The 19,634-nt window shown below is 67.6% G+C and carries 18 protein-coding genes and 1 pseudogene; 11 read left to right on the forward strand and 8 right to left on the reverse strand.

The genetic code is table 11. From position 1 onward, the window contains the following. Together P2PM1_RS18580 and fliP are read left to right on the forward strand one after the other, a co-directional pair. Positions 1–694, forward strand: a pseudogene (locus tag P2PM1_RS18580) (hypothetical protein); the annotation flags it as partial. Between the two features lie 13 nt (positions 695–707). Continuing rightward, entirely contained in the window at positions 708–1,475 is a 768-nt protein-coding gene (gene fliP / locus P2PM1_RS18585; RefSeq protein WP_186396858.1) for a flagellar type III secretion system pore protein FliP, read from the forward strand. Positions 1,476–1,525: 50 nt separating this feature from the next. Here the strand turns inward: fliP and P2PM1_RS18590 are convergent, their stop codons facing one another. The 5 genes from P2PM1_RS18590 to P2PM1_RS18610 form a co-directional block, all read right to left on the reverse strand. Beyond that, positions 1,526–5,413 carry a hypothetical protein gene (locus P2PM1_RS18590; protein WP_186400087.1) on the reverse strand — a complete coding sequence of 1,296 codons (3,888 nt, stop codon included), beginning with the start codon at positions 5,411–5,413 and terminating at the stop codon, positions 1,526–1,528. 150 nt (positions 5,414–5,563) lie between these two features. After that, a complete protein-coding gene (locus P2PM1_RS18595; protein ID WP_186400088.1) occupies positions 5,564–6,268 on the reverse strand; it encodes a MotE family protein in 705 nt (234 codons plus the stop codon). Continuing rightward, the gene (locus tag P2PM1_RS18600; protein ID WP_186388511.1) at positions 6,265–6,771 is read right to left on the reverse strand and encodes a DUF6468 domain-containing protein; all 507 of its coding nucleotides are present in this window, start codon (positions 6,769–6,771) and stop codon (positions 6,265–6,267) included. Before P2PM1_RS18600 ends, P2PM1_RS18595 begins: the two co-directional genes overlap by 4 nt. Further along, on the reverse strand, positions 6,768–7,991 hold the full coding sequence (gene fliM / locus P2PM1_RS18605) for a flagellar motor switch protein FliM (protein ID WP_186388512.1): 1,224 nt from the start codon (positions 7,989–7,991) through the stop codon (positions 6,768–6,770). The genes P2PM1_RS18600 and fliM overlap by 4 nt, the downstream gene beginning before the upstream one ends. Positions 7,992–8,000: 9 nt before the next feature. Next, positions 8,001–8,507, reverse strand: coding sequence for a flagellar basal body-associated FliL family protein (locus P2PM1_RS18610; RefSeq protein ID WP_186400089.1), 507 nt, complete (start codon positions 8,505–8,507; stop codon positions 8,001–8,003). Positions 8,508–8,792: 285 nt separating this feature from the next. On the opposite strand from P2PM1_RS18610, the gene flgF reads away from it, so the two are divergent. From flgF to flgH, 4 genes are read left to right on the forward strand one after another with little or no spacing between them, the layout of a single operon-like run. Then, positions 8,793–9,530 carry a flagellar basal-body rod protein FlgF gene (gene flgF, locus P2PM1_RS18615; protein WP_186388514.1) on the forward strand — a complete coding sequence of 246 codons (738 nt, stop codon included), beginning with the start codon at positions 8,793–8,795 and terminating at the stop codon, positions 9,528–9,530. A gap of 26 nt (positions 9,531–9,556) precedes the next feature. Continuing rightward, positions 9,557–10,339, forward strand: coding sequence for a flagellar basal-body rod protein FlgG (gene flgG, locus P2PM1_RS18620; RefSeq protein WP_186396863.1), 783 nt, complete (start codon positions 9,557–9,559; stop codon positions 10,337–10,339). 29 nt (positions 10,340–10,368) lie between these two features. After that, complete coding sequence (gene flgA / locus P2PM1_RS18625) at positions 10,369–11,331, forward strand: flagellar basal body P-ring formation chaperone FlgA (protein WP_186400090.1); 963 nt, start codon at positions 10,369–10,371, stop codon at positions 11,329–11,331. Next, on the forward strand, positions 11,331–12,083 hold the full coding sequence (gene flgH / locus P2PM1_RS18630; RefSeq protein ID WP_186388517.1) for a flagellar basal body L-ring protein FlgH: 753 nt from the start codon (positions 11,331–11,333) through the stop codon (positions 12,081–12,083). The genes flgA and flgH overlap by 1 nt, the downstream gene beginning before the upstream one ends. Before the next feature lie 199 nt (positions 12,084–12,282). On the opposite strand, the gene P2PM1_RS18635 is transcribed toward flgH, so the two are convergent. From P2PM1_RS18635 to P2PM1_RS18645, 3 genes are all read right to left on the reverse strand, one after another. Beyond that, positions 12,283–13,452 (reverse strand): HD-GYP domain-containing protein, encoded by a 1,170-nt coding sequence (locus P2PM1_RS18635; protein WP_186400091.1) that lies wholly within the window; start codon positions 13,450–13,452, stop codon positions 12,283–12,285. 210 nt (positions 13,453–13,662) lie between these two features. After that, positions 13,663–14,079: an RNA polymerase-binding protein DksA gene (gene dksA / locus P2PM1_RS18640; protein WP_186388519.1), complete on the reverse strand. Its 417-nt coding sequence runs from the start codon at positions 14,077–14,079 to the stop codon at positions 13,663–13,665. Between the two features lie 173 nt (positions 14,080–14,252). Next, complete coding sequence (locus tag P2PM1_RS18645; protein WP_208985336.1) at positions 14,253–14,675, reverse strand: flagellar assembly protein FliX; 423 nt, start codon at positions 14,673–14,675, stop codon at positions 14,253–14,255. Positions 14,676–14,999: 324 nt separating this feature from the next. Between P2PM1_RS18645 and P2PM1_RS18650 the strand changes: the two genes are divergently transcribed. The 5 genes from P2PM1_RS18650 (at position 15,000) to P2PM1_RS18670 (ending at position 19,616) form a co-directional block, all read left to right on the forward strand. After that, positions 15,000–16,091 (forward strand): flagellar basal body P-ring protein FlgI, encoded by a 1,092-nt coding sequence (locus P2PM1_RS18650; protein ID WP_244293119.1) that lies wholly within the window; start codon positions 15,000–15,002, stop codon positions 16,089–16,091. Next, positions 16,091–16,417 (forward strand): rod-binding protein, encoded by a 327-nt coding sequence (locus P2PM1_RS18655; RefSeq protein ID WP_186388521.1) that lies wholly within the window; start codon positions 16,091–16,093, stop codon positions 16,415–16,417. The genes P2PM1_RS18650 and P2PM1_RS18655 overlap by 1 nt, the downstream gene beginning before the upstream one ends. Next, on the forward strand, positions 16,414–16,911 hold the full coding sequence (locus P2PM1_RS18660; RefSeq protein ID WP_208985337.1) for a hypothetical protein: 498 nt from the start codon (positions 16,414–16,416) through the stop codon (positions 16,909–16,911). Before P2PM1_RS18655 ends, P2PM1_RS18660 begins: the two co-directional genes overlap by 4 nt. Before the next feature lie 363 nt (positions 16,912–17,274). After that, entirely contained in the window at positions 17,275–17,640 is a 366-nt protein-coding gene (locus P2PM1_RS18665) for a hypothetical protein (RefSeq protein WP_186396868.1), read from the forward strand. A 152-nt stretch (positions 17,641–17,792) separates the two neighbouring features. Next, the gene (locus P2PM1_RS18670; RefSeq protein ID WP_186400092.1) at positions 17,793–19,616 is read left to right on the forward strand and encodes a tetratricopeptide repeat protein; all 1,824 of its coding nucleotides are present in this window, start codon (positions 17,793–17,795) and stop codon (positions 19,614–19,616) included. Positions 19,617–19,634: the final 18 nt, after the last annotated feature.

A 19,634-nucleotide genomic window follows, 5' to 3' on the forward strand; every position in this document is an offset into this window, starting at 1 on the left:
GGCGCAGCCGCGCCGCGAGCCGCCGCCCCCGCCGATCCGCCGCAACGTGACGCCGCCGTCGTCCGGCCCGGCCGCCAATGCGCGCACGGCTTTCCCACAGTTCACCGAGACCGCCGAGAAGCCGGCCGCCGACAAGCCGGCGCCGCGCGGCGACCTGTCCGGCGTTGTCGCCGGGGCGGTCGCCGATGCCGCCACCGCGGCCTCGTCCGCGAGCGCGCCCGCGGCGCCGAAGGTCGAGGTCAAGCAGCCCGAGCCGGAAGCGAAGGCCGAGATCAAGCCCGAAGCGCCGGCACCCGCCGCAAGCCGTGTCCAGCCGGATCTTGCCTCGCTGGAAGACGCGCTGCTCGCCGAACTCGGCCAGTCGCGCGGCAGCCCCGCCAGCGAACGCAGCGAGCCGCGCAGCGATGTCGGACCGCGCGCCGCCGCCCCCGCCGCCACCGCCCCCGTCGCAGCCGCTCCCAAGGCCGAACCGGCCGCACCGCCGGCCGTTGACGAGGCGCCGAAGCCGGCGACGGCCGCTCCCGAGATCAAGGTGGCTGCGCCGGCCGCAGCGGACGAGCCCGAGGCGGGGAGCGGCGACGACAGCCCGAAGGCGGAAAAGAAGGCCGACAAGGATGCCGGCTCGGTGACGATGGATGCCATCGAGGAAGAGATGGCGCGGCTCCTGAGCGAGATCGGCGGACCGCGCAAATGATGGTGCCGCGCACATGACGAAGGCCCGGCACGCCGTCCTGCCCCTCCGCAAGACGTCGGTCGCGGTCCTCGCCTGTCTCGCCATGCTCGCGCTGGTCACCGGCGCGAGCGCCCAGGACATCACCATCGGCTTTGGCGAAGGCGCCGGGCTGACCGAGCGTGCGGTCCAGTTGGTCGCGCTGCTGACGGTGCTGAGCCTGGCGCCGTCGATCCTCGTCATGGTGACGAGCTTTACCCGCATCGTCGTGGTGCTGTCGCTGCTGCGCTCGGCGATCGGCCTGCAGACGGCGCCGCCCAATGCGGTGATGACCTCGCTTGCCCTGTTCCTGACCCTGTTCATCATGGCGCCGACCTTCGAGGCCGCCTACAACGAGGGCGTCCAGCCGCTGGTCGAGGGCAATATCGAGCTCACGGAAGCCTATGAGCGCGGCGCCCGGCCGTTCCACGCCTTCATGCGTGCCAATGTGCGGGAGAAGGACCTGGCGCTGTTCACCGAACTGTCGGGACAGGAGGCGCCGGAGACGCCCGAGGACATCAGCATGCGGGTGCTGGTTCCGGCCTTCATGATCAGCGAGTTGCGCCGCGCCTTCGAGATCGGCTTCCTGCTCTACCTGCCGTTCCTGATCATCGACCTCGTCATCGCCTCGGTGCTGATGTCGATGGGCATGATGATGCTGCCGCCCGTGGTGATCTCGCTTCCCTTCAAGCTGATCTTTTTCGTCCTGGTCGACGGATGGAACCTGATCGCCGGCAGCCTGGTGCAGAGTTTCTCCAGCGGCTGACCCCATCCCGCCACCACACCGGGCCGGGCCGGGAAGGGAAGGCGCTGCCGCTAACCGGCGTCGCCGACCGCGCTCTCGGCCATTTCCGCCGCCGGCTCCGCGTCATCGCCGCGCGCGGCCGTGCGCTGTCTGTCCGGCGCGTCGTCAAGCTCCGACATCGGGAGCTCCGGCTCTTCGGTATCGGATGCCCCGTCCAGCGCCGGCTGCAGGTATTTGCGGCGATACTCGGCCAGGAAGATGTCGAGCGAGTCGACGCTCTGCAGGCTGTCGAGCACCGACATGAACTCGACCCCGCGGCTCCCCACCGGCCGGGTCACGATGTCGAAGGCGGCGGCGCTGGGGCTGTCGCTCATCTTGCCGGAGAACTTGGCCTTCAGCCGCGACAGGCTGAAATCGTCGTCGGCGAGCGAATAGCCCATCGCCGCGCGCAGAATGTCGGTGCGCTCCTGGTCGGCGAGCGGCACCGGGTCCGACCAGCGACCGCCCACCAGCGCCTCGAGCTGCTCGCCCGCCTCGCGCCAGCTCTGCGCCGCCCACAACGTGTCGGCCTTCAGCCGCTCGACATCCTCGCCGCGCATGTTGCGGACGATCTCCAGCGCCAGATCCGGGCGGCCGCTTTCGGTCAGCGCGCGCGCCTCGACCATGTTGCGCTGGCGCTCCAGCTCGCGCGGCAGCTTCGCCTGACGGGTGCGGGTGAGCACCCTGAGCGCCTGTTCCGGCTTGCGATCCATCAGGTAGACGACGCCGAGGTCGGCGGCGATCTGGGCGCGGGCGGCGCCCTTCAGGCGATGGTCCACCTGGTGGCGCAGCAGTTCCGATGCCTGGTCGAGCAGGTCCATATCGACGAGCCGGCCCGCCAGCCGGCGCACCATCTCGTCGCCGCGTCGGCCGACCGGCGTCATCTCGCGGAAATCGTAGAACAGCGCCAGCGCCCTCACCGGATCCATCCGGTCCGCCTCGCCATTGAGGAACAGGTTGGCGAAAACCGCCCCCATCTCGTCCTGCAACAGGCGCGTGGTCTCCGCGTCCGCATTGGCCTGGATCGCCGATTGCATCGCCTCGAAGGCGCCGCGATACTCGCCCGCCTGGGCCTGAAGCTGAGCCAGGAAGCGCAGGGTCTTCAACTCGGTCTCGTCGCCGCGCCAGGACGCGGCAAGCCCCGCCAACTGGTCGATCGCCTCCTCCGTGGTGACCTCGCCGTCGCGATGGCGAACCCGCAAGGCGCGATAGGCGGCTTCTGCCGCCAGCGGGCGTTCCATCGAGCGCTGAACCAGATCGAAGGCGGTCAGCGCCTCGCGGGAGCGCCCGGAAGCGTCGGCGATCTGGCCGCGGATGATGTCATAGCGCGCCGCCTGCCGGGCCGAGGCAAGGCTCGGGTCGATCTCGGAGAGGATCGCCGCCGCCTGCCCGTAATCGCTGACCTCGACCAGGGTCTCGGCCGCAGCCAGATGAAAGGCGATCTGCACCGCCGCCGGATAGCCGCCGACAACCGCCTGGCCGCGCGGCTGGTTGTCGCGCGCCTCGCTCCAGTTGCGCCGTTCGGCAAAGGCAATGGTGCGCCAGACGGCCGCATGCGGATTGTTGAGAAGCTCCGTCCGTCCGAGATAGTCGAGCGCCTCCCGCGGCCGGGCCGCAAGGGTCTGGGCCGCTCCCATCATCAGGTTGAAGGCCGGATCGCGGGCCAGGGCTGGATCGTCGAGCGAGGCAAGCCGCATCAAGCCCAGCGCCTCATGGGCGAAACCATGGGCGAGATAGAAGCGCGACAGCTCCATCCGCGGTCCCCGCCGCTCCTCCTCCGGCGTGTTGGCGATGGTGTATTCCATGCCCTTGATCTTCTGGAGAAAGTCCCTCGTTCCGCTGCTCATCAGATTGCCGAGGTCGACCTGCCCCGGCGTCGAGGGATCGATCACCGGCGGCAGGATCGTCGATCCCCTCGTCAGGTTGCCGTTGGACACCGCCAGGCCCCGCGGCCGCTGCAGCAGGATCGCATCGCCAAGCAGCTTGATCTCAAGGTCGTCCGCCTTGCCGAGCACGGCAACGCCATGGGCCGACATCAACGCGTCGAATTCGGCGAAGCTCTGCGGCTTCAACAGACCGCGCGCCGGCGCGAAGCCGGTGACCACCGTCATCTTGTCGCCGGCGAAGGGATCGACCACTTCGCGAACATTGGCCGGCCCCTGGAAGGGGATGGTGATGACCGTGCCGCCATCGCTGCTCTGGCTGCGTTGCAGCGTCAGGGGCCGGGACGGTTCGAGGATCATCTCGCCGATGGTCATGACCCAGGCGCTGCCGTCGATGCCGATACTGGCCAGCGCGTCGCGCATCAGATCGATGCGGATCACCTGCCAGTCGGCATGGGCGATCACCTCCACCGCTTCCACCCGGTCCGCAAGCACCGAGCGCATGCCGCGAATGTCCACCGGATCGGCGGTGTCGAAGACGAGATAAAGGCTGCGGTAGCGGCGGAACACGGACGAGGCGACCGGGGTGGAGAAGGGAAACACCACGCGCACCGCCTCGCCGATACGGCGCGCCTCGGCGACGACGAAGCGGCGGGTCTCATCGCCATAGCCGGCCGGCGGCATTTCCGGAGAGGCGACCTCGTCGGCCGAACCGGACGGCCGGTCGACGGCAAGACCGCTGAGATCGATCTCCGCCGGCAGTCCGTCCTGCGTCGCCGGTCCCCCGGCGGCCTCGGGCCGAGGCGCCACGGCAGCCGTCGATGCGGCTGCGGCCGGCGGCTCCGGCGAAGCGGGCACGGCCTCGGCGGGCCGGGTCGGGGCGGATGCCGGCGCGTCGGTCGGCGCCTCATCGCTCGCCTGAACGGCCGGTGTCGTTTGGGGCAATGCCTGCGGAGCCGCCTCATCCGATCCCGGCTTGGCACGCGGAAGCGGTGTGCCCGGCTCATCCGGCTCCGCCGGCGACGCCGACGCCTGCTCTACCGGCACTTGCGCCGGCGCGGCGCTTTCCGGAGAGATGGCTTCGGGGCTCGGCTGCGCCGCACCGGAAACGCCGGACGCCATCACCAATTCCCTGGCGGTGGCCGGAATGTCGTCCCCCGCCGTCAGAGCCTCGCCGATGGCGGCATTGACGGGGTCCTGTGCCATGCTGCGCGGCGTGACGTCGACGATGTAGAAATTGTCCTCGCGAAAGGCCCGGATATCCACGTCCGGCTGTATCCGCAGCAGGAATTTCAGCCGCCCCTCGTCGCTGAAGGCCGTTGCATCCACCACGCCGGGGGGCAGATCGGCGCGCAGCATCGACAGGTCGAGCGGCACATCGTAGCTGAACGTCACCTTGATCATGTCGCCTTCGCGCACGAAGGCCGAATCGAAGTTCAGGTTCCACTCGAAGGCGAGCCGGGTGAAGGTCGGATGGGTGCCGACGAAGAGCTCGACCTTGGGTTCTTCCTGTCCCTTCAGGCGTGCCTGTTCCAGGGCCCGGGCGCGGCGGATCGCCTCCTCGGCACGACGGGCCAGGTCCTGCACCACCTCGTCGGGCAGGCCCGGCGGCATGCCTTGCCAGTTCTGCGGCAGAAGATCGATGAAGAGCTTCTCTCCCGCCTCCATCGTGTTGATCCGGAAGTCGCCCATCAGCGCGAAGCGCAGCGCCGAACCGTCCGGATCCCGGCGGGCGATGGAGATGAAGTTCGGCATGTCGATCGGGACGCTGTCGACACTGGTCATCACCTCCTCGCGGAAGCGGATGCGCAGAACGCCGTTGGAGGCGATCGCATCATATTCGGGCAGCAGCGTGAGATCGCGGAAGGTCAGGACGATCCGGCCATAGCCATCCTGCTGAGAGGCCCGCAGATCCGCCTGCAGCGGCTCGGCATGGGCGGACGGGGCGACGACGGCAAGAGCGGCGAAAACGCCAGAAAACAGCAGGGCAAACGCAAGAAACGCCGCCGTGATCCGCGCGGCGGCGACCTGAAGCATGCGTCTTTTCGAGCCGTCCTGCCTCACCGGGCTCCCCTGAACCTTTCGACCAAGCATCCAGTCTAGCGGCCGCCGCTTAACGCTGCGTTTAACCGACCTCCCGGATTCCCTGGCATTCCCGCCGGGGAACGACGGGACGCCCGCTCCGCATCAATTGCCCATGATCTTCGGCAGGTCCGGCGCGACGACGGCGGCGGCCTCTTCCGGTTTCCGTCCGGTCACGAGGGCCACCGTCAGCCGCTCGCTCGCCTCCGGCGACATGCGCCCCATGATGTCGGCCATCTTGCGCGGGTTCATCTGGCGGGCGACACGCACGAGGATGTCGAGGTCGAGTCGATCGAAGATGCGCGCCGCATCCTTCGCCTTCATCGACTCGTACATGACCACTAGGTCCTTCATTTCCTCCTCGCGCTTCTTCTCCTCCTTCTCCTGCAAGCCGCGGATCCGCTCCTCGATCGCCGAGATCTCCTCGACCTTTTGCTGCAGGCGATCCTCGGTCGCCTTCATGAGCTGCTGGCGCAACTCGAACTGCTTCTCGCGGTTGTCCAACTCGCGGCGGCGATCGCTGAGCGACTCCAGCACCTTGCGTTCGGCAATGGAGCCGCCGAGCTCGAGGCCGCCGACACCGGGCGGCGGCGGTGCCTCCTCATTGCCCTCGGTGGAGGGCCGGTCGGAAGCGCCTGCATCCCCTGTCCCGGCGGTGCCAGTTGCAGGATCGGTGGGCTGCTGCGCCATCGCCACGCTCACGCCGGCGGTGACGGACGTGCCGCCCTCGATGGCGAGCCCCAGCAGCTTCAGCGCGAGAAGCGCGCTGGCCGCCAGGACGAGAACGGGGATCAGGCGCAGGTTTGTCACGCAGCCTGCTCCGCGGCACGCTTGCGGAACAGTTCAAGCCGGGCGGTCGCCTCCATCGCGGCGGACCGGATGTCGCTGGCACGCATGGCCGACGGACGGGCCGCGGCCGCCGGCGCCGGTTCGGCGACCGGAGCAGCCATGGCGGCGGCCGGAGCCGGCGCCTGCGGAACCGCACGGGCGGCCTCGGTGATCTGGGTGATGCGCTCCAGCACGGTGTTCCCGCGCGAGACATGCGCGGCGAGTTCCTGCGACAGGCGCTCGGCGTCGACAAGGCGCTGGCCGAGGGTGCGGTCGGCCTCGCCCGCCGTCGCCTTCAGCCCGAGAATGGCACGCTCGGCGATCTCCGAGGCGGTGATCAGCTCGGAAATGGTCGCGCGCAGCGCCTCCTCGTCGGCCCGCAGCCGCTTCAGCCGCTTGTTGAGCACCACGCAATATCCGATCGTCACCACCAGCAGCAGGGCAACGAGGCTCTCGATCATCAGTCCGACAGGGAGCGTGCTCATGTTGGGTCCATTTCCTTCTGCATGGCCCGCTCGAAAGCGGCCAAGGTCATCTTGGGCTTCTGCAGCCCGCGCTCGACGCGGATCGCGATGGAATCCTCGTCCTTGCCCATCGTTCCTTGCGTCAGCGGAATGCCGCCGCACTTGATCGAGACCGGGTCGTTCGGAGAAATGTCGAACAGCAGCGTCTCGCCGACCTTGAGATCCAGCACCCGTCCGAGCGGGATGTGGGTCTCGTAGAGGACCGCGTCGACATCCACCTCCGCCGCGTAGATCTCGGTGGCCAGGTGGCCTTCCCAGATCTGGTCCCGGCCGAACTTCTCGCCCATGAACATCTGCAGGAGCAGATCGCGGATCGGCTCCAGAGTGGCATAGGGCATCATGATTTCGATCTTGCCGCCCCGGTCCTCCATGTCGATCCGCAGTTCGACGAGGATGGCCGCATTGGCCGGGCGCGAGATCGCGGCGAAGCGCGGATTGGTCTCCAGGCGCTCCAGGTTGAAATGGACCGGCGAGAGCGGCGAGAAGGCCTGCTCCATGTCGTGCATGATGATCTCGATCATCCGCCGCACCAGATTGCTCTCGATCGTCGTGTAGGGCCGCCCCTCGACGCGCACCGCCGACATGCCGCGGCCGCCGCCGAGCAGCACGTCGATGATCGAGTAGATCAGGCTCGATTCGACCGTGCACAGGCCGAAGCCGTCCCATTCCTCGGCCTTGAACACACCCAGAATCGCCGGCAGCGGGATCGAGTTCAGATAGTCGCCGAAGCGCACCGAGGAAATGCTGTCGAGCGACACCTCGACATTGTCGGAGGTGAAGTTGCGCAAGGAGGTGGTCGTCAGCCGGACCAGCCGGTCGAAGACGATCTCCAGCATCGGCAGACGCTCGTAGGAGACCATCGCCGAGTTGATGAGCGCGCGAATGCCACTCTGGTCGGCGGCGATCGTGTCCTCGATGTTGAAGCCGAGGAGGTTGTCGATCTCTTCCTGGTTGAGAATGCGGTCGGCGCCGCGGGTGGCGCTTTCCAGCTCCGGCTCGCTGTCGTCGATCATCGCCGCCCATTGGGCGGCCATGTCGTCGCCGCCGGCGACGCCCTGCTCCTCGAGCGCAGCGCCCCAGGCAGCGGCCAGATCCTCTTCCTCGCCGTCACCTTCCATCTGCTCGGCCAGGGCTTCGCCCCATGCCTCGTCGAGATTGCCGAGATCGTCGTCGTCAGCCATCGGATGACCTTACTGGACCAGGATTTCCTTGAAGAGAACGCCTTCGACGCGCGCCGGATAGACCGCCGTGTTGATGCGTCGCAACAACTCTTCCTTGAGTCGGAACAAACCGGAAGACCCTTCGAGATCCGCCGGCCGCAGCTCGCGCAGATAGACCTGGAAGGCATCCAGGATGCGCGGCAGATAGGGCTCGATCCGCTGCACCATTTCGCGGTTCGTCACCTCCAGCGAGATGCGCACGCGCAGATAGGTGGCCCGGCCCTCGCTCGACAGGTTGACGGTCATCTCCGGCAGATCGAAGAACACCGCGGGCCGCTGCTCGGACACCGGCCGCTGCGCGCCTCCCGAGACCGCAGCCTCCTCCCCGCCGCCAGAGAGCAGAAAGTAGTAGACCCCGCCGCCGATGGCCGCCAGCAGGACGAGACCCGCGAGACCGAAGATCAGCAGTTTCTTCCTGGACCGGCCGGCCCCGTCTTCCGGGGTGCCGGTTTCGGCTGCATCCGCATCCGCCGTCATTGTGACTCAACCTCGCTGCGCTGCCCTCCCGCGCGTGGAGTTAATTTCTAAAGTCACAATGGTTAACGAGTGGTTACCGAACCGTTAACGCCTCGCAAAATGCGGCAATTTTTGCCGGGCGGTAACCATTGGCCGGAACGAAGCTGCCTCCCACCCTGCCGCCCCGAACCAAAAAGCCCAATGAAATCAGAGGTACGAAAACTGGCACGATGTCTGCAACAAGGTTAACGGGTATCCACTCTGGGGAGGGTGGATGCTCGCTGGGGAGCATAGGAACGGTACGCCATGGAGAATTCTCTGCTGATCGGGCTGTCACGCCAGACAGCCCTTCGCAACCAGTTGAACGTGGTGGCCAACAATCTGGCCAACATGAACACGACGGGCTTCAAGTCCCAGCGGCTGCACTTCGAGGAATATCTGATGCCCGTCGCGGAGGCCACGGCTTTCCAGCGCGGCGACCGGACGTATTCCTATGTCCTCGACTATGCAGCCTCCTCCGATTTCGGAGCCGGCGCCATCTCGCTGACGCAGAACGCCTTCGACGTGGCGATCGAGGGCGAAGGCTTCTTCGTCATCGGCGGCCCCGAAGGCGAGCGCTTCACCCGCAGCGGCGCCTTCCACCTCGATGCGACCGGGCAGATGGTGACGGCCGACGGCCGGCCTGTCCTGGGCGAGGGCGGCCCCTTCGTCTTCACGGCCGAAGACGGCGACGTGACCATCGCCGAGGACGGCACGGTTTCCACCGAACTCGGCGTCAAGGGCCGGCTGCGCGTCGTCACCTTCGAGGATCCGCAGGCCCTGGAACGCATCGGCGACAACCTGTTCGCCGGCGAGGCGCCGCAGGCCGCCGAGCGCATCCGCGTCCTGCAGGGCGCCGTCGAGAAATCCAACGTCTCCGGCGTCGTCGAAATGACCCGGATGATCGAGATCACCCGCAACTACACGACCGTGTCGAAGATGCTGTCTGACGGCGACGACTTGCTGCGCAAGGCAATCGAGCGCCTCGGCTCCGTCCAGGCCTGAGCGAAGCGGAAGAAGGAACAGTCACCATGAAGGCACTTCACATCGCCGCGACCGGCATGCGCGCCCAGGAACTGAACGTCGAGGTCATCTCGAACAACGTCGCCAACATGCGCACCACCGGCTACAAGCGCCAGCGCGCCGACTTCCAGGACCTGCTCTACCAGAACCTGCGCCGCATGGGCACCAACTCCTCGGCCACCGGCACGATCGTGCCGACCGGCGTGCAGATCGGCTCGGGCGTCAAGACCGCCTCGACCGCCCGCATCATGAGCCAGGGCAACCTGAGCCAGACCAACAAGGAACTGGATGTCGCCGTGCGCGGCGAAGGCTTCTTCCAGATCCAGATGCCGGACGGCGGCACCGCCTATACCCGCGACGGCTCCTTCGAGCGCGACCCGAACGGCCAGATCGTCACCATCGACGGCTATGCGGTGCTGCCGGGCATCGTCATTCCCGAAGACGCCCGCGACATCACCATCTCCACCGACGGCCAGGTGCAGGTGCTCGACGCCAACAACGCCGTGCAGGTGCTCGGCCAGATCCAGATCGCCCGCTTCATCAACAAGTCGGGCCTGGAAGCGATCGGCGACAACCTGTTCCTGGAGACCGAGTCGAGCGGCGCCGCCATCGTCGCCAACCCGGGCGATCCCGGCTTCGGCGACGTGCTGCAGAAGCATCTCGAAATGGCCAATGTGGAAGCCGTCAGCGAGATCTCCGATCTCATCGCCGCCCAGCGCGCCTACGAGATGAACTCGCGCATCATCAAGGCGGCCGACGAAATGTCCGCCACCACCTCGAACCTGCGCTGATGCGCCGGCTGACCGGAAGGCCCCTCGCGATGTTCGCCAAGCTCCTCCTCGCCGCCGCTCTTGCCCTGGCCTCGGCCCTGCCGGCCGCTGCCGGTGCTCTGCGCTCGGAAGTCGCCGTCACCGGCCCGATCGTCACCATCGGCGACTTCTATCCCCATGCCGGCGCCCTCGCCGCGACGCCGCTGTTCCGGGCGCCCGATCCGGGCACCCGTGGCACGGTGCGGGCGAGCCTGGTGGCCGAGCGTGCCCGCACGGCGGGCTTTGCCCTCGCCGGCACCGACGGCCTGTTCGAGGTCGTCGTCGAGCGCCTCGCCCTGACCATCGGCGAGGCCGAGGTCGCCGAGGCCGTGCGGAACGAACTGCTCGCCCGCGAGCCCGAACTCGATGCCGACACGCTGGAAGTGGCCGTGTCGGGGCTGCGTGCCCCGCTCCTGGCCGACGCCGGCCGGATCGAGCCGATCACCGTCTCGGAACTGGCCTGGGACCGCCACTCCGGCCGCCTCGCCGCGACCTTGCGCGTGCGCGCCGTCGATGGTCCCGTCACCCTCCGCCTGACCGGCCTTGCCCGGGAAATGGTCGAAGTCTATGTCGCCGCCCGGCCGATCGATCGCGGCACGGTCATCACCGCCGCCGATATCGAGCCGCAGCGCGTCGCCCGCAACCGCCTCACCGCCCGCCAGATCACCGACCCGTCGCAGGTGATCGGCCAGGCGGCACGCCAGGCGCTCCAGGTCGGCCGGCCGCTGCGCGCCGCCGATGTCGAGCCGCCCCTCCTGGTGCGGCGCGGCGCCAAGGTGACGCTGGTCTACCACACCGGCGGCATGACGCTGACCACCATCGGCCAGGCCATGGCGAACGGCGCCGCCGGCGACTTGATCGACGTCCTCAACCTGCAGTCCCGCCGCACCGTGACCGGGATCGTCCGCTCCCGCGACCAGATCGAGGTCAGTGTCGCGCGGCAGCACCTTGCACAGCTCCAGGAGACGAACTGATGGCTCCGCGCATGTCCCTCTTGAAGCCGGCCCTGACCCTGTCGCTGGCTCTTGCCACCGCCGCCTGCGGCACTGCCGACAAGCTCTCGCAGGTCGGCCAGACCCCGGCGCTCTCCGCCATCCAGGATCCGACGACCACCGCCGGCTACCGGCCGGTGCAGATGCCGATGCCGGCTCCCCAGTCGGTCCACTACAATTCCAATTCGCTCTGGCGGTCCGGCGCCCGCGCCTTCTTCAAGGACCAGCGCGCCGCCCGGATCGGCGACATTCTCACCGTGCTGGTGACGATTTCCGACAAGGCGGAGTTCGACAACAAGACCCAGCGCAGCCGCACCGGCTCCTCCTCCTCCGGCACCGGCGGTGCCGTGGGCGCGGCGATCAACACCTTCCTGCTGCCCGGCGGCTCGAGCTCGGACAACCTGGCCTCGGCCCAGGGCGCCTCGACCTTCCAGGGCAGCGGCAAGGTCGACCGCGAGGAGAAGCTGCGCACGCGGGTCGCCGCCGTCGTCACCCAGATCCTGCCCAACGGCAACATGGTGATCGAAGGCCGCCAGGAAGTGCGGGTAAATTTCGAGGTGCGCGAGTTGATCGTCGCCGGCGTGGTGCGGCCCGAGGACATCGCGGCCAACAATACGATCGAAAGCGAGAAGATCGCCGAGGCCCGCATCGGCTATGGCGGCCGCGGTCAGATCACCGACGTCCAGCAGCCGCGCTACGGCGCCCAGGTGCTCGATATCGTCCTGCCGTTCTGATCCTGCCTCTTCGGTTCGCGGCGCGGCTCCCCAAAGAGCGCCGCGAACCCCTCCCCTCCCCAAGCCGCTCCACGCTCCCCAGGCACCGGACGGCAGGCGGGCACGGGATCCCCCCGCTCCCCAGCGGACCCGTGCCCGCCGCACCTTGTCCCTTCCCGCCAACACAGGAGGATGCCGCAAGAAAGAGCCGGCCGACCGATCAGGCCGCGTGTTCGCGTCCGCCCGGGTCGAGCGGATGCCGTCCCGCCCGCAGGCACGGCATCATCACGCCGCCCTCCTCGCCCTCTCCGCCGCGCTTGGTCGTGAACACCGGCGCCAGCACCATGGAGCGGAACGCGGTGAACAGGCGGGCATCCAGCTTGCCTTTCATCTCGCCCATGATCGCCAGGGCCTGACGCGGCGACATCGCCGCCTTGTAGGCCCGCTCCTCGGTCAGCGCACTGTAGATATCCGCAAGGGTGACGATGCGCGTCAGCGGGCGGATGCAACTTGCGCCGAGCCCGTTGGGATAGCCGGTGCCGTCGAGAAACTCGTGGTGATCTCGCACTGCGTGGATCACCTCCATATCGTCGCGCCCGCTCCGCTGCAGCGCGAAGGCGCCGCGTGCCGGATGGGTGTTGATCACCCGTCGCTCGGCATCGCTCAGCGGCCCGTCCTTCTCCAGCACCGAGATCGGGATGAACAGCTTGCCGACGTCATGCAGCAGACACGCTTCTGCGATCAGCACGATATCGCTCTCATGCAGTCCGAGATGCTGGCCGAAGGCGCTGCCATTGCCGGCGACGCTGAGCATGTGGCGACAGGTGCGGCTGTGGTGGAACTGGACGGCATCCAGCCAGCCGCCGAGCCCGTCGCGCCGCGTCGCCTCGCAGATCGCCCGCGCCGTGGCGCCGATCACTTCCGGCGGCAGCGGCCGGTCGGCCCGCATGGCCCTGCCGAGTTCGCGATGCAGCCTCTCGCCGCACTCGATCGCCTTGGCGATATAGGGCGAGCGTCCGGCAAGATGGGTCGACAGATTGCGCCAGAGGATGGCCTTGACCACTGCCCGGATGTCGTCGGGCGTGCGGAAGCTCGGCAGCACCCGCTCGATGCCCAGCGCCTCGGCCTGGACCTGACAGGCCCGGTCGCTGCCCGTCGCAACGAAAATCGTGTCGTTCTTGCGCCGGTCTTCGCCGATCAGCCCGGCAAGGCGTGCAATGTCGGCGGACCGGCGCAAGCTGCAGTGAAGAACGATCACCCGCGCCGACGCAACGTTCTCGACAGTAAGCGATTCACGCGAGACGCGCTCGACCTTGAGAGCCATGGCGAGCGCATTTCCGAAAGCGGGAAAGGGCTTTTCCTGATCCATAACCAGAAGGACGTCGAGCATGGGACACCGAGGATCTGTAGCGCGAGGATGAATTTCCTCTACGTCATCGATACTCGACGCCGCTTGTCGAAGTCTTAATCAAGACGGATAGAAACTATTAACAGGGCATGAAACCGGACCATGCCGGGCGGATAACCGGGCCGCCGCCCATACGAAAAAGGCCCGGACGGATCCGGGCCTGAAAGGTTGTCTGTGCCGGCCGAGAACCGGTCAGTCGTCGCGATACACCTTCTCGCGGCGCTCGTGCGCTTCCTGCGCCTCCAGCGACAGGGTGGCGATCGGGCGGGCCTCCAACCGCTTGATGGAGATCGGCTCCCCCGTCTCGACACAATAGCCGTAGGACCCGTCGGCGATCCGCTCCAGGGCCGCGTCGATCTTGGCGATCAGCTTGCGCTGACGGTCACGGGCCCTCAGTTCGATCGATCGGTCGGTCTCGGAAGACGCCCGGTCGGCGATGTCAGGATGGTTCTGGCTTTCCTCCTGGAGGTTTGCGAGCGTTTCGCGGCTTTCCTTGAGGAGCTCTTCCTTCCACCGCAAAAGCTTGTTCCGGAAATACTCGCGCTGACGCTCGTTCATGAAAGTCTCGTCCTCGCTGGGACGATACTCGGCATCCAGCTCAACCGTCATGTCCTACTCCGGCTCCCGTTAGGCCGCGCGGAATATAGCGATCCTGCGACCGATGGACAATGTCGCCGACGTCGAAAATAGCGCCAAATTTCCGTGAAGCATTTCATGGACTTAAGCCGGCTGCCCGCGGTTTTGGCAGAACTCCGGCCTGTTCCGGCGGCACCGCCCGCGGTTTACGTGCCGTAGAGTCCGAGCTTCGCCAGCTCCACTTTCGCGCGAAGCTCGATCTCGTCGACCACCTTCTCCAGCGCCGGATTGCCGCTGTCGATCCGCCGTTCCAGCAACATGGCCAGCCGGGTGAGTCGCTCCGGGGAGATGCGCCCGGCGAGCAGGTCGACCTTGATCTCCTCCAGCATGTCCAGCATGTCGTGGCCGCGCGCCATCGCCCGGCGCCGGCCGGTCAACGGATCGTCCACCTCCTGGAGCGCGAGCAGCGCATCGATGCCGGCAATGCCGCCGGCCGAACCGGCGGAGGCGGCACTTTCCGACCGCCCCGAACTGCCGAGGTCGAACTGGCTGCCGGACCCGTCGGTGCGCTTCTTCTGGTTGCGTCCGGCGATGCCCGTCAGGGGCGTGTAGCCTGAGATTCTCATCATCGAAAACCGGATCCCGCTGGAGGCAACTTCGACACTACACAATTTTCCGAGTTGGTAAACGAAGCGTTAACGACCCGGCAATTCCTGCCGAGCGACAGGTCGCATCCGTGGACGGAGTTTGGCCGAGCCCCCTGCCGTTTTCAACATTTAGCTTTTAAAACAATTGATTAGAGAATTTCAGTCGCCACACCGAATTCTGGCACGCTGCTCGCATAACGGAACGCGGACACACCATCGTCGTCGCCCGTTGCGCAATCGAGTCAAACCAGAATGACCCTGATCGGCCTCTTCTCCCGCCTCACTGCCATTCTGCAGGTTCTCTGCATGGCGTGGACGCTCGCCCTCGTGGTGATGCTGGCGGGGCCCGCCAGCGCCGCCTCGCGGATCAAGGACATCGCCGACTTCGAAGGCATCCGCGACAACCAGTTGATCGGCTACGGTCTCGTGGTCGGCCTGCGCGGCACCGGCGACAGCCTGCGCAATGCCCCGTTCACCCGCCAGAGCCTGGAAGCCATGCTGGAGCGCCTCGGCGTCAACACCCGCGGCTTCAACCTCAACACCCAGAACGTGGCCGCGGTGATGGTCACCGCCAACCTGCCGGCCTTCGCCACCCAGGGCACCCGCATCGACGTCTCGGTCAGCGCCCTCGGCGACGCCGACAGCCTGCAGGGCGGCACGTTGCTGGTGACGCCGCTGCTGGGCGCCGACGGCGAGGTCTACGCCATCGCGCAAGGGCCGCTGGCCATCGGCGGCTTCGCTGCCCAGGGCGACGCCGCCTCCATCGTTCGCGGCGTGCCGACCTCCGGCCGCATCGCCAACGGCGCGCTGGTGGAGCGCGAGATCGACTTCAAGCTGGCCTCCCTCACCAGCCTGCGGCTCGCCCTGCGCAATCCGGACCTGACCACCGCCCGGCGCATGGCGCTCGCCGTCAACGAGTTGATCGGCCTGCCGACCGCCGAGCCGCTCGACCCGGCGACCGTCCGCATCGACCTGCCGCGCCAGTTCAACGGCAATATCGTCGACCTGCTGACCGATATCGAGCAACTGGTCATCCAGCCCGACCTGCCGGCCCGCATCGTCATCGACGAGAATTCCGGCATCATCGTCATGGGGCAGAACGTCAAGGTCTCGACGGTGGCCATCGCCCAGGGCAACCTGACCATCACCGTCGCCGAAAGCCCGACAGTGGTGCAGCCCCTGCCCTTCGCCAACGGCGAGACTGCGGTCGAACCGCGGACGGACATCCTCGTCGACGATGCCAGCGACAACAAGCTCGCCGTCGTCCGCGAATCCGTGACGCTGCAGCAGCTCGTCGACGGTCTCAACGCCCTTGGCATCGGCCCCCGCGACATGATCTCCATCCTCCAGGCGATCAAGGCGGCAGGGGCACTGCAGGCCGAAATCGAGGTGATGTGATGAGCCTGCCCGGCATCGACACCGTCCTCGCCTCGGCCCAGGGCCGCTTCGCGTCGCGCACCTCCACGCCCGACCCGGCAAATTCTGCCGCCGTGATGCGCGAGAATGCCGAGCAGTTCGAGGCGGTCTTTCTCAACACGATGTTCCAGACGATGTTCGCCGGCCTGGAGGAAGGTGGCGCCTGGGGCAACGAGACCGGCTCCGAGGCCTGGAGCGGGATGCTGGTCGAACAATACGCCAACACCATCGCAAAGGCCGGCGGCATCGGCATCGCCGACGCGGTCCAGCGTGAACTTCTTGCCCTTCAGGAGATGGCCGGACAATGAGCCTCGACACCAAGCAACTCGCCGAGATTGCCCCCGAATTCTTTTCCGGCGCCATTGCCGATCCCCAGGCCGCCGAGGCAACCTGCATCCGCCTGGAGGCCGCCATGGGCGACCTGCTGGCCGTGATCGAGCGGGAGACGGAACTGGTCCGCCTCGGCAAGCTGGACGCGGCCGGCGACCTGCAGCCGGAAAAGGCCAAGCTGGTCAGCATCTACATGCGCGGCATGACCTTCGTGCGCGACCAGACCGTCGCGCTCGGCAATCTCGCGCCCGAAGCCGTCGACCGGCTGAAGCGCCGCCATGCCGAGTTCCAGCCGGTGCTGCGCATCAACCTGGCGGTGCTGGCGACCGCTCGCGAGGTTGCCGACACCCTGCTGCGCAAGGTGGCGGAGAGCGCCGCCAGCACCCGCGGACCGTCAACCTACGGCCCGGGAGGCAGCGCCCCGCGCGCCCCCGCTCTCGCCGACGGCATCGCCGTCAACCGCGCGCTGTAGGGCCGTTTCCGGGCCGGGCCAAGCGACTCACCGCAAAAGAGACAGGTCTCGACGCCGCCCGCCTCCCAAGGCCGGGCGGCATTGCCGTTGCGTCCTCTGCGCTTCCCCGGTTAACCACACTGGAACGAATCGGGATCAGATCGGTTCAGCCGCAAATCCTAACGATTTCATTAAGAGTGGATTCACAGTTTTCCGATAAGCTTCTTGCCATATTCTGCAAGTCGTTCTCCCTGAGCACGACGAGCGAAGTTGCATATCGGAAGACCCGCGAAGGGTTAACGAGCGAAAGACGTGATGGTCGAAAAGCAACAGTGATCCCGGGCGCGTGGCCTTCACGGGTCTGTCCGGTGAAGGAGTAAGGCAATGGAAGCAACACCGATCAGGACCGCGGCCTATACGCCGCAGCCGGCAACTCCCAGACCGACCGAGGCCGGATCGCCTCCGGCTGCGACCACGGACCTGCCTCCCGAGAAGTCCGTCCAGCCGACCAGCGAGACGACAGCCCCGCGCCCTGCTGCCGAGAACGATTTCGCCAAGGCCGAGAGCAACATCAAGCGCGAGGAATATCGCGACAAGATCACCGCCTCCATCGTCTTCCGCGCCGTCGACATGGACACCGGCGAGGTGGTGCAGCAGATCCCGGAGGAATCCCTCCTGCGGTTGCGCCGCGCCTTTGCCGAGACCACCCAGAAGGACATGACCGGCCTCGCGTTCAGCCGCAGCCTCTGATCGCGGACGGGGTGCCGTTGGCGCGTCCCGTCCACATTGCGATCATCGGGGCCCTTGCCGGGGACATGGGCCATGGTCGGGCCGCTCCGCCCCACCCGATTCCGAATCGGCTATAGTCCGGGCTCCGTTCACCCTCGACCCGGACCCTGCGGATGCCGCCCTCTCCCCAGAGCCACCTGGACCAGATGCGCAAGGCGCTGCTGCTGCAGCGCGACGGCAAGCCCGCGCGCGCCCGCCCGATCTACGAGAAGATTCTCAAACAGGACCCGACCAACGTCGAGGCGACCAACCTCCTCGGCCTGTGCTTCCTGGAACAGGGCTATCCGAAGCGGGCCGCGGCGCTTCTGGAACGCGCGGTGGCTCTCGCCCCTGCGGAGCCGCGCTACCGGGTCAACCTGCTCGACTGCCTGGAACGGCTTGGCGACACCGCGCGCCTGCTGGCCCTGGCCGAACAGACGCAGGCCGGCGGGGCGACCGATCCCGACCTGCTCCATCGCCGGGCCCAGGTGTTGCGCAATGCCGGCCGCCTGCCGGAAGCGCTGGCCGCCTATGATGCGGCCCTGCGGGCAGCGCCCGAGCGCATCGATATGCTGGTGGAGTTCGGCCAGACGCTGATCCTCGCCGCCCGGCATGAAGACGCCGTGCGTGTCTTCCAGTTTGTCCTGTCCTCGGATCCCGCCCACCGCATCGCGCTGCTCAGCCTTGCGGACGCGCTGAACCAGGTGCATCGCGCCGGCGAGGCCCTCGCCCTGCTCCAGGAGCGCGCCGAAGCCTTCGATGCCGAGACGGATGCCACCTACAGGCTGAGCCTTGCCAATGCCTTCTGGGGCATCGGCGCCTATGCCCAGGCACTGGTGGAAACGGACCTTGCGCTCGCCCTCGGCGGCGTCGCCGGCAGCGATGCCCGTCTGTTGCGCGGCAAGACGCTCTACCATCTCGGCCGCTTTGGCGAGGCCGTCGAGGAGTTGGAGCGGGCGCTGGCCATCGACCCCGCCCGCCACGAGACGGCGATGACGCTCGGCCTCGCCTGCCTCGCCAGCGGCGATCTCGCGCGCGGCTGGAAGCTTGCCGAGCGCCGCGTCGAAGCCAACCTCAAGGGGCTGATCCAGCGCCGCTTCTCGCGCCCGACCTGGCAGGGCGAGCCGCTTGCCGGCAAGACCCTGATGATCTGGGACGACCAGGGCATCGGCGACGTGCTGCGCTCCGCCTCGATGTTCGAGGAGTTGGCCGCGCAGGCCGGGAGGCTGATCGTCGAGTGCCACCCCAAACTAGTGCCGCTGCTGGCCCGCAATTTCCCGCAAGTGGAGATACGCCCGCGCAGCAACGAGGGGCTGAACGCCTTTGCGCGGCCGCGTGAGGATTTCGACGTTCAATGCGCCTTTGGCGGGCTGCCCGCCCTGCTGCGGCCGGACATCGCCGCCTTTCCCGGCACGCGCGCGGCGCTCGCCGCCGATCCGGACCGCGTCGCCGCCCTGCGCGAGCGGCCACCGCTCGGCGGGCCGCGGCCGAAAGTCGGCCTGTCCTGGACCAGCGCCAACCGCGTCGGCCAGCGCGGGCGCTCCTACCTGGAGCTTGCCGACCTGCTGCCGCTGCTCGGCGCCGACGGCGTCGACTTCGTGCTGCTCGACTATACCGACCGCAGCGCCGAGATCGCGGCACTGTCGGAGCGCGCCTCGTTCACCCTGCATCGCTGGGACGATCTCGACCTCTTCGACGATCTGGAAACCGTGGCGGCGCTGACCTCCTGCATGGACCTCGTCATCTCGGCCAATACGTCGGTCGCCGACATGTCGGGCGCGCTCGGCGTGCCGACCTGGCGCTTCGGCCCGGTGACCGGCACGATCCTGCTCGGTCAGGACAACCCGCCCTGGGCCCCGGCGACGCGCTACCTGCGGCTCGACCCGGAACGGCCGGCGGCCGACATCGTGCCCCGGCTGGCGGCGGATCTGCAGGCCTGGCTGGCGGAGCGCAAGTAGCGCGACGCCCCGACGGGC

It is taken from the genome of Stappia sp. P2PMeth1 (assembly GCF_900185735.1).
GTDB lineage: Bacteria > Pseudomonadota > Alphaproteobacteria > Rhizobiales > Stappiaceae > Stappia.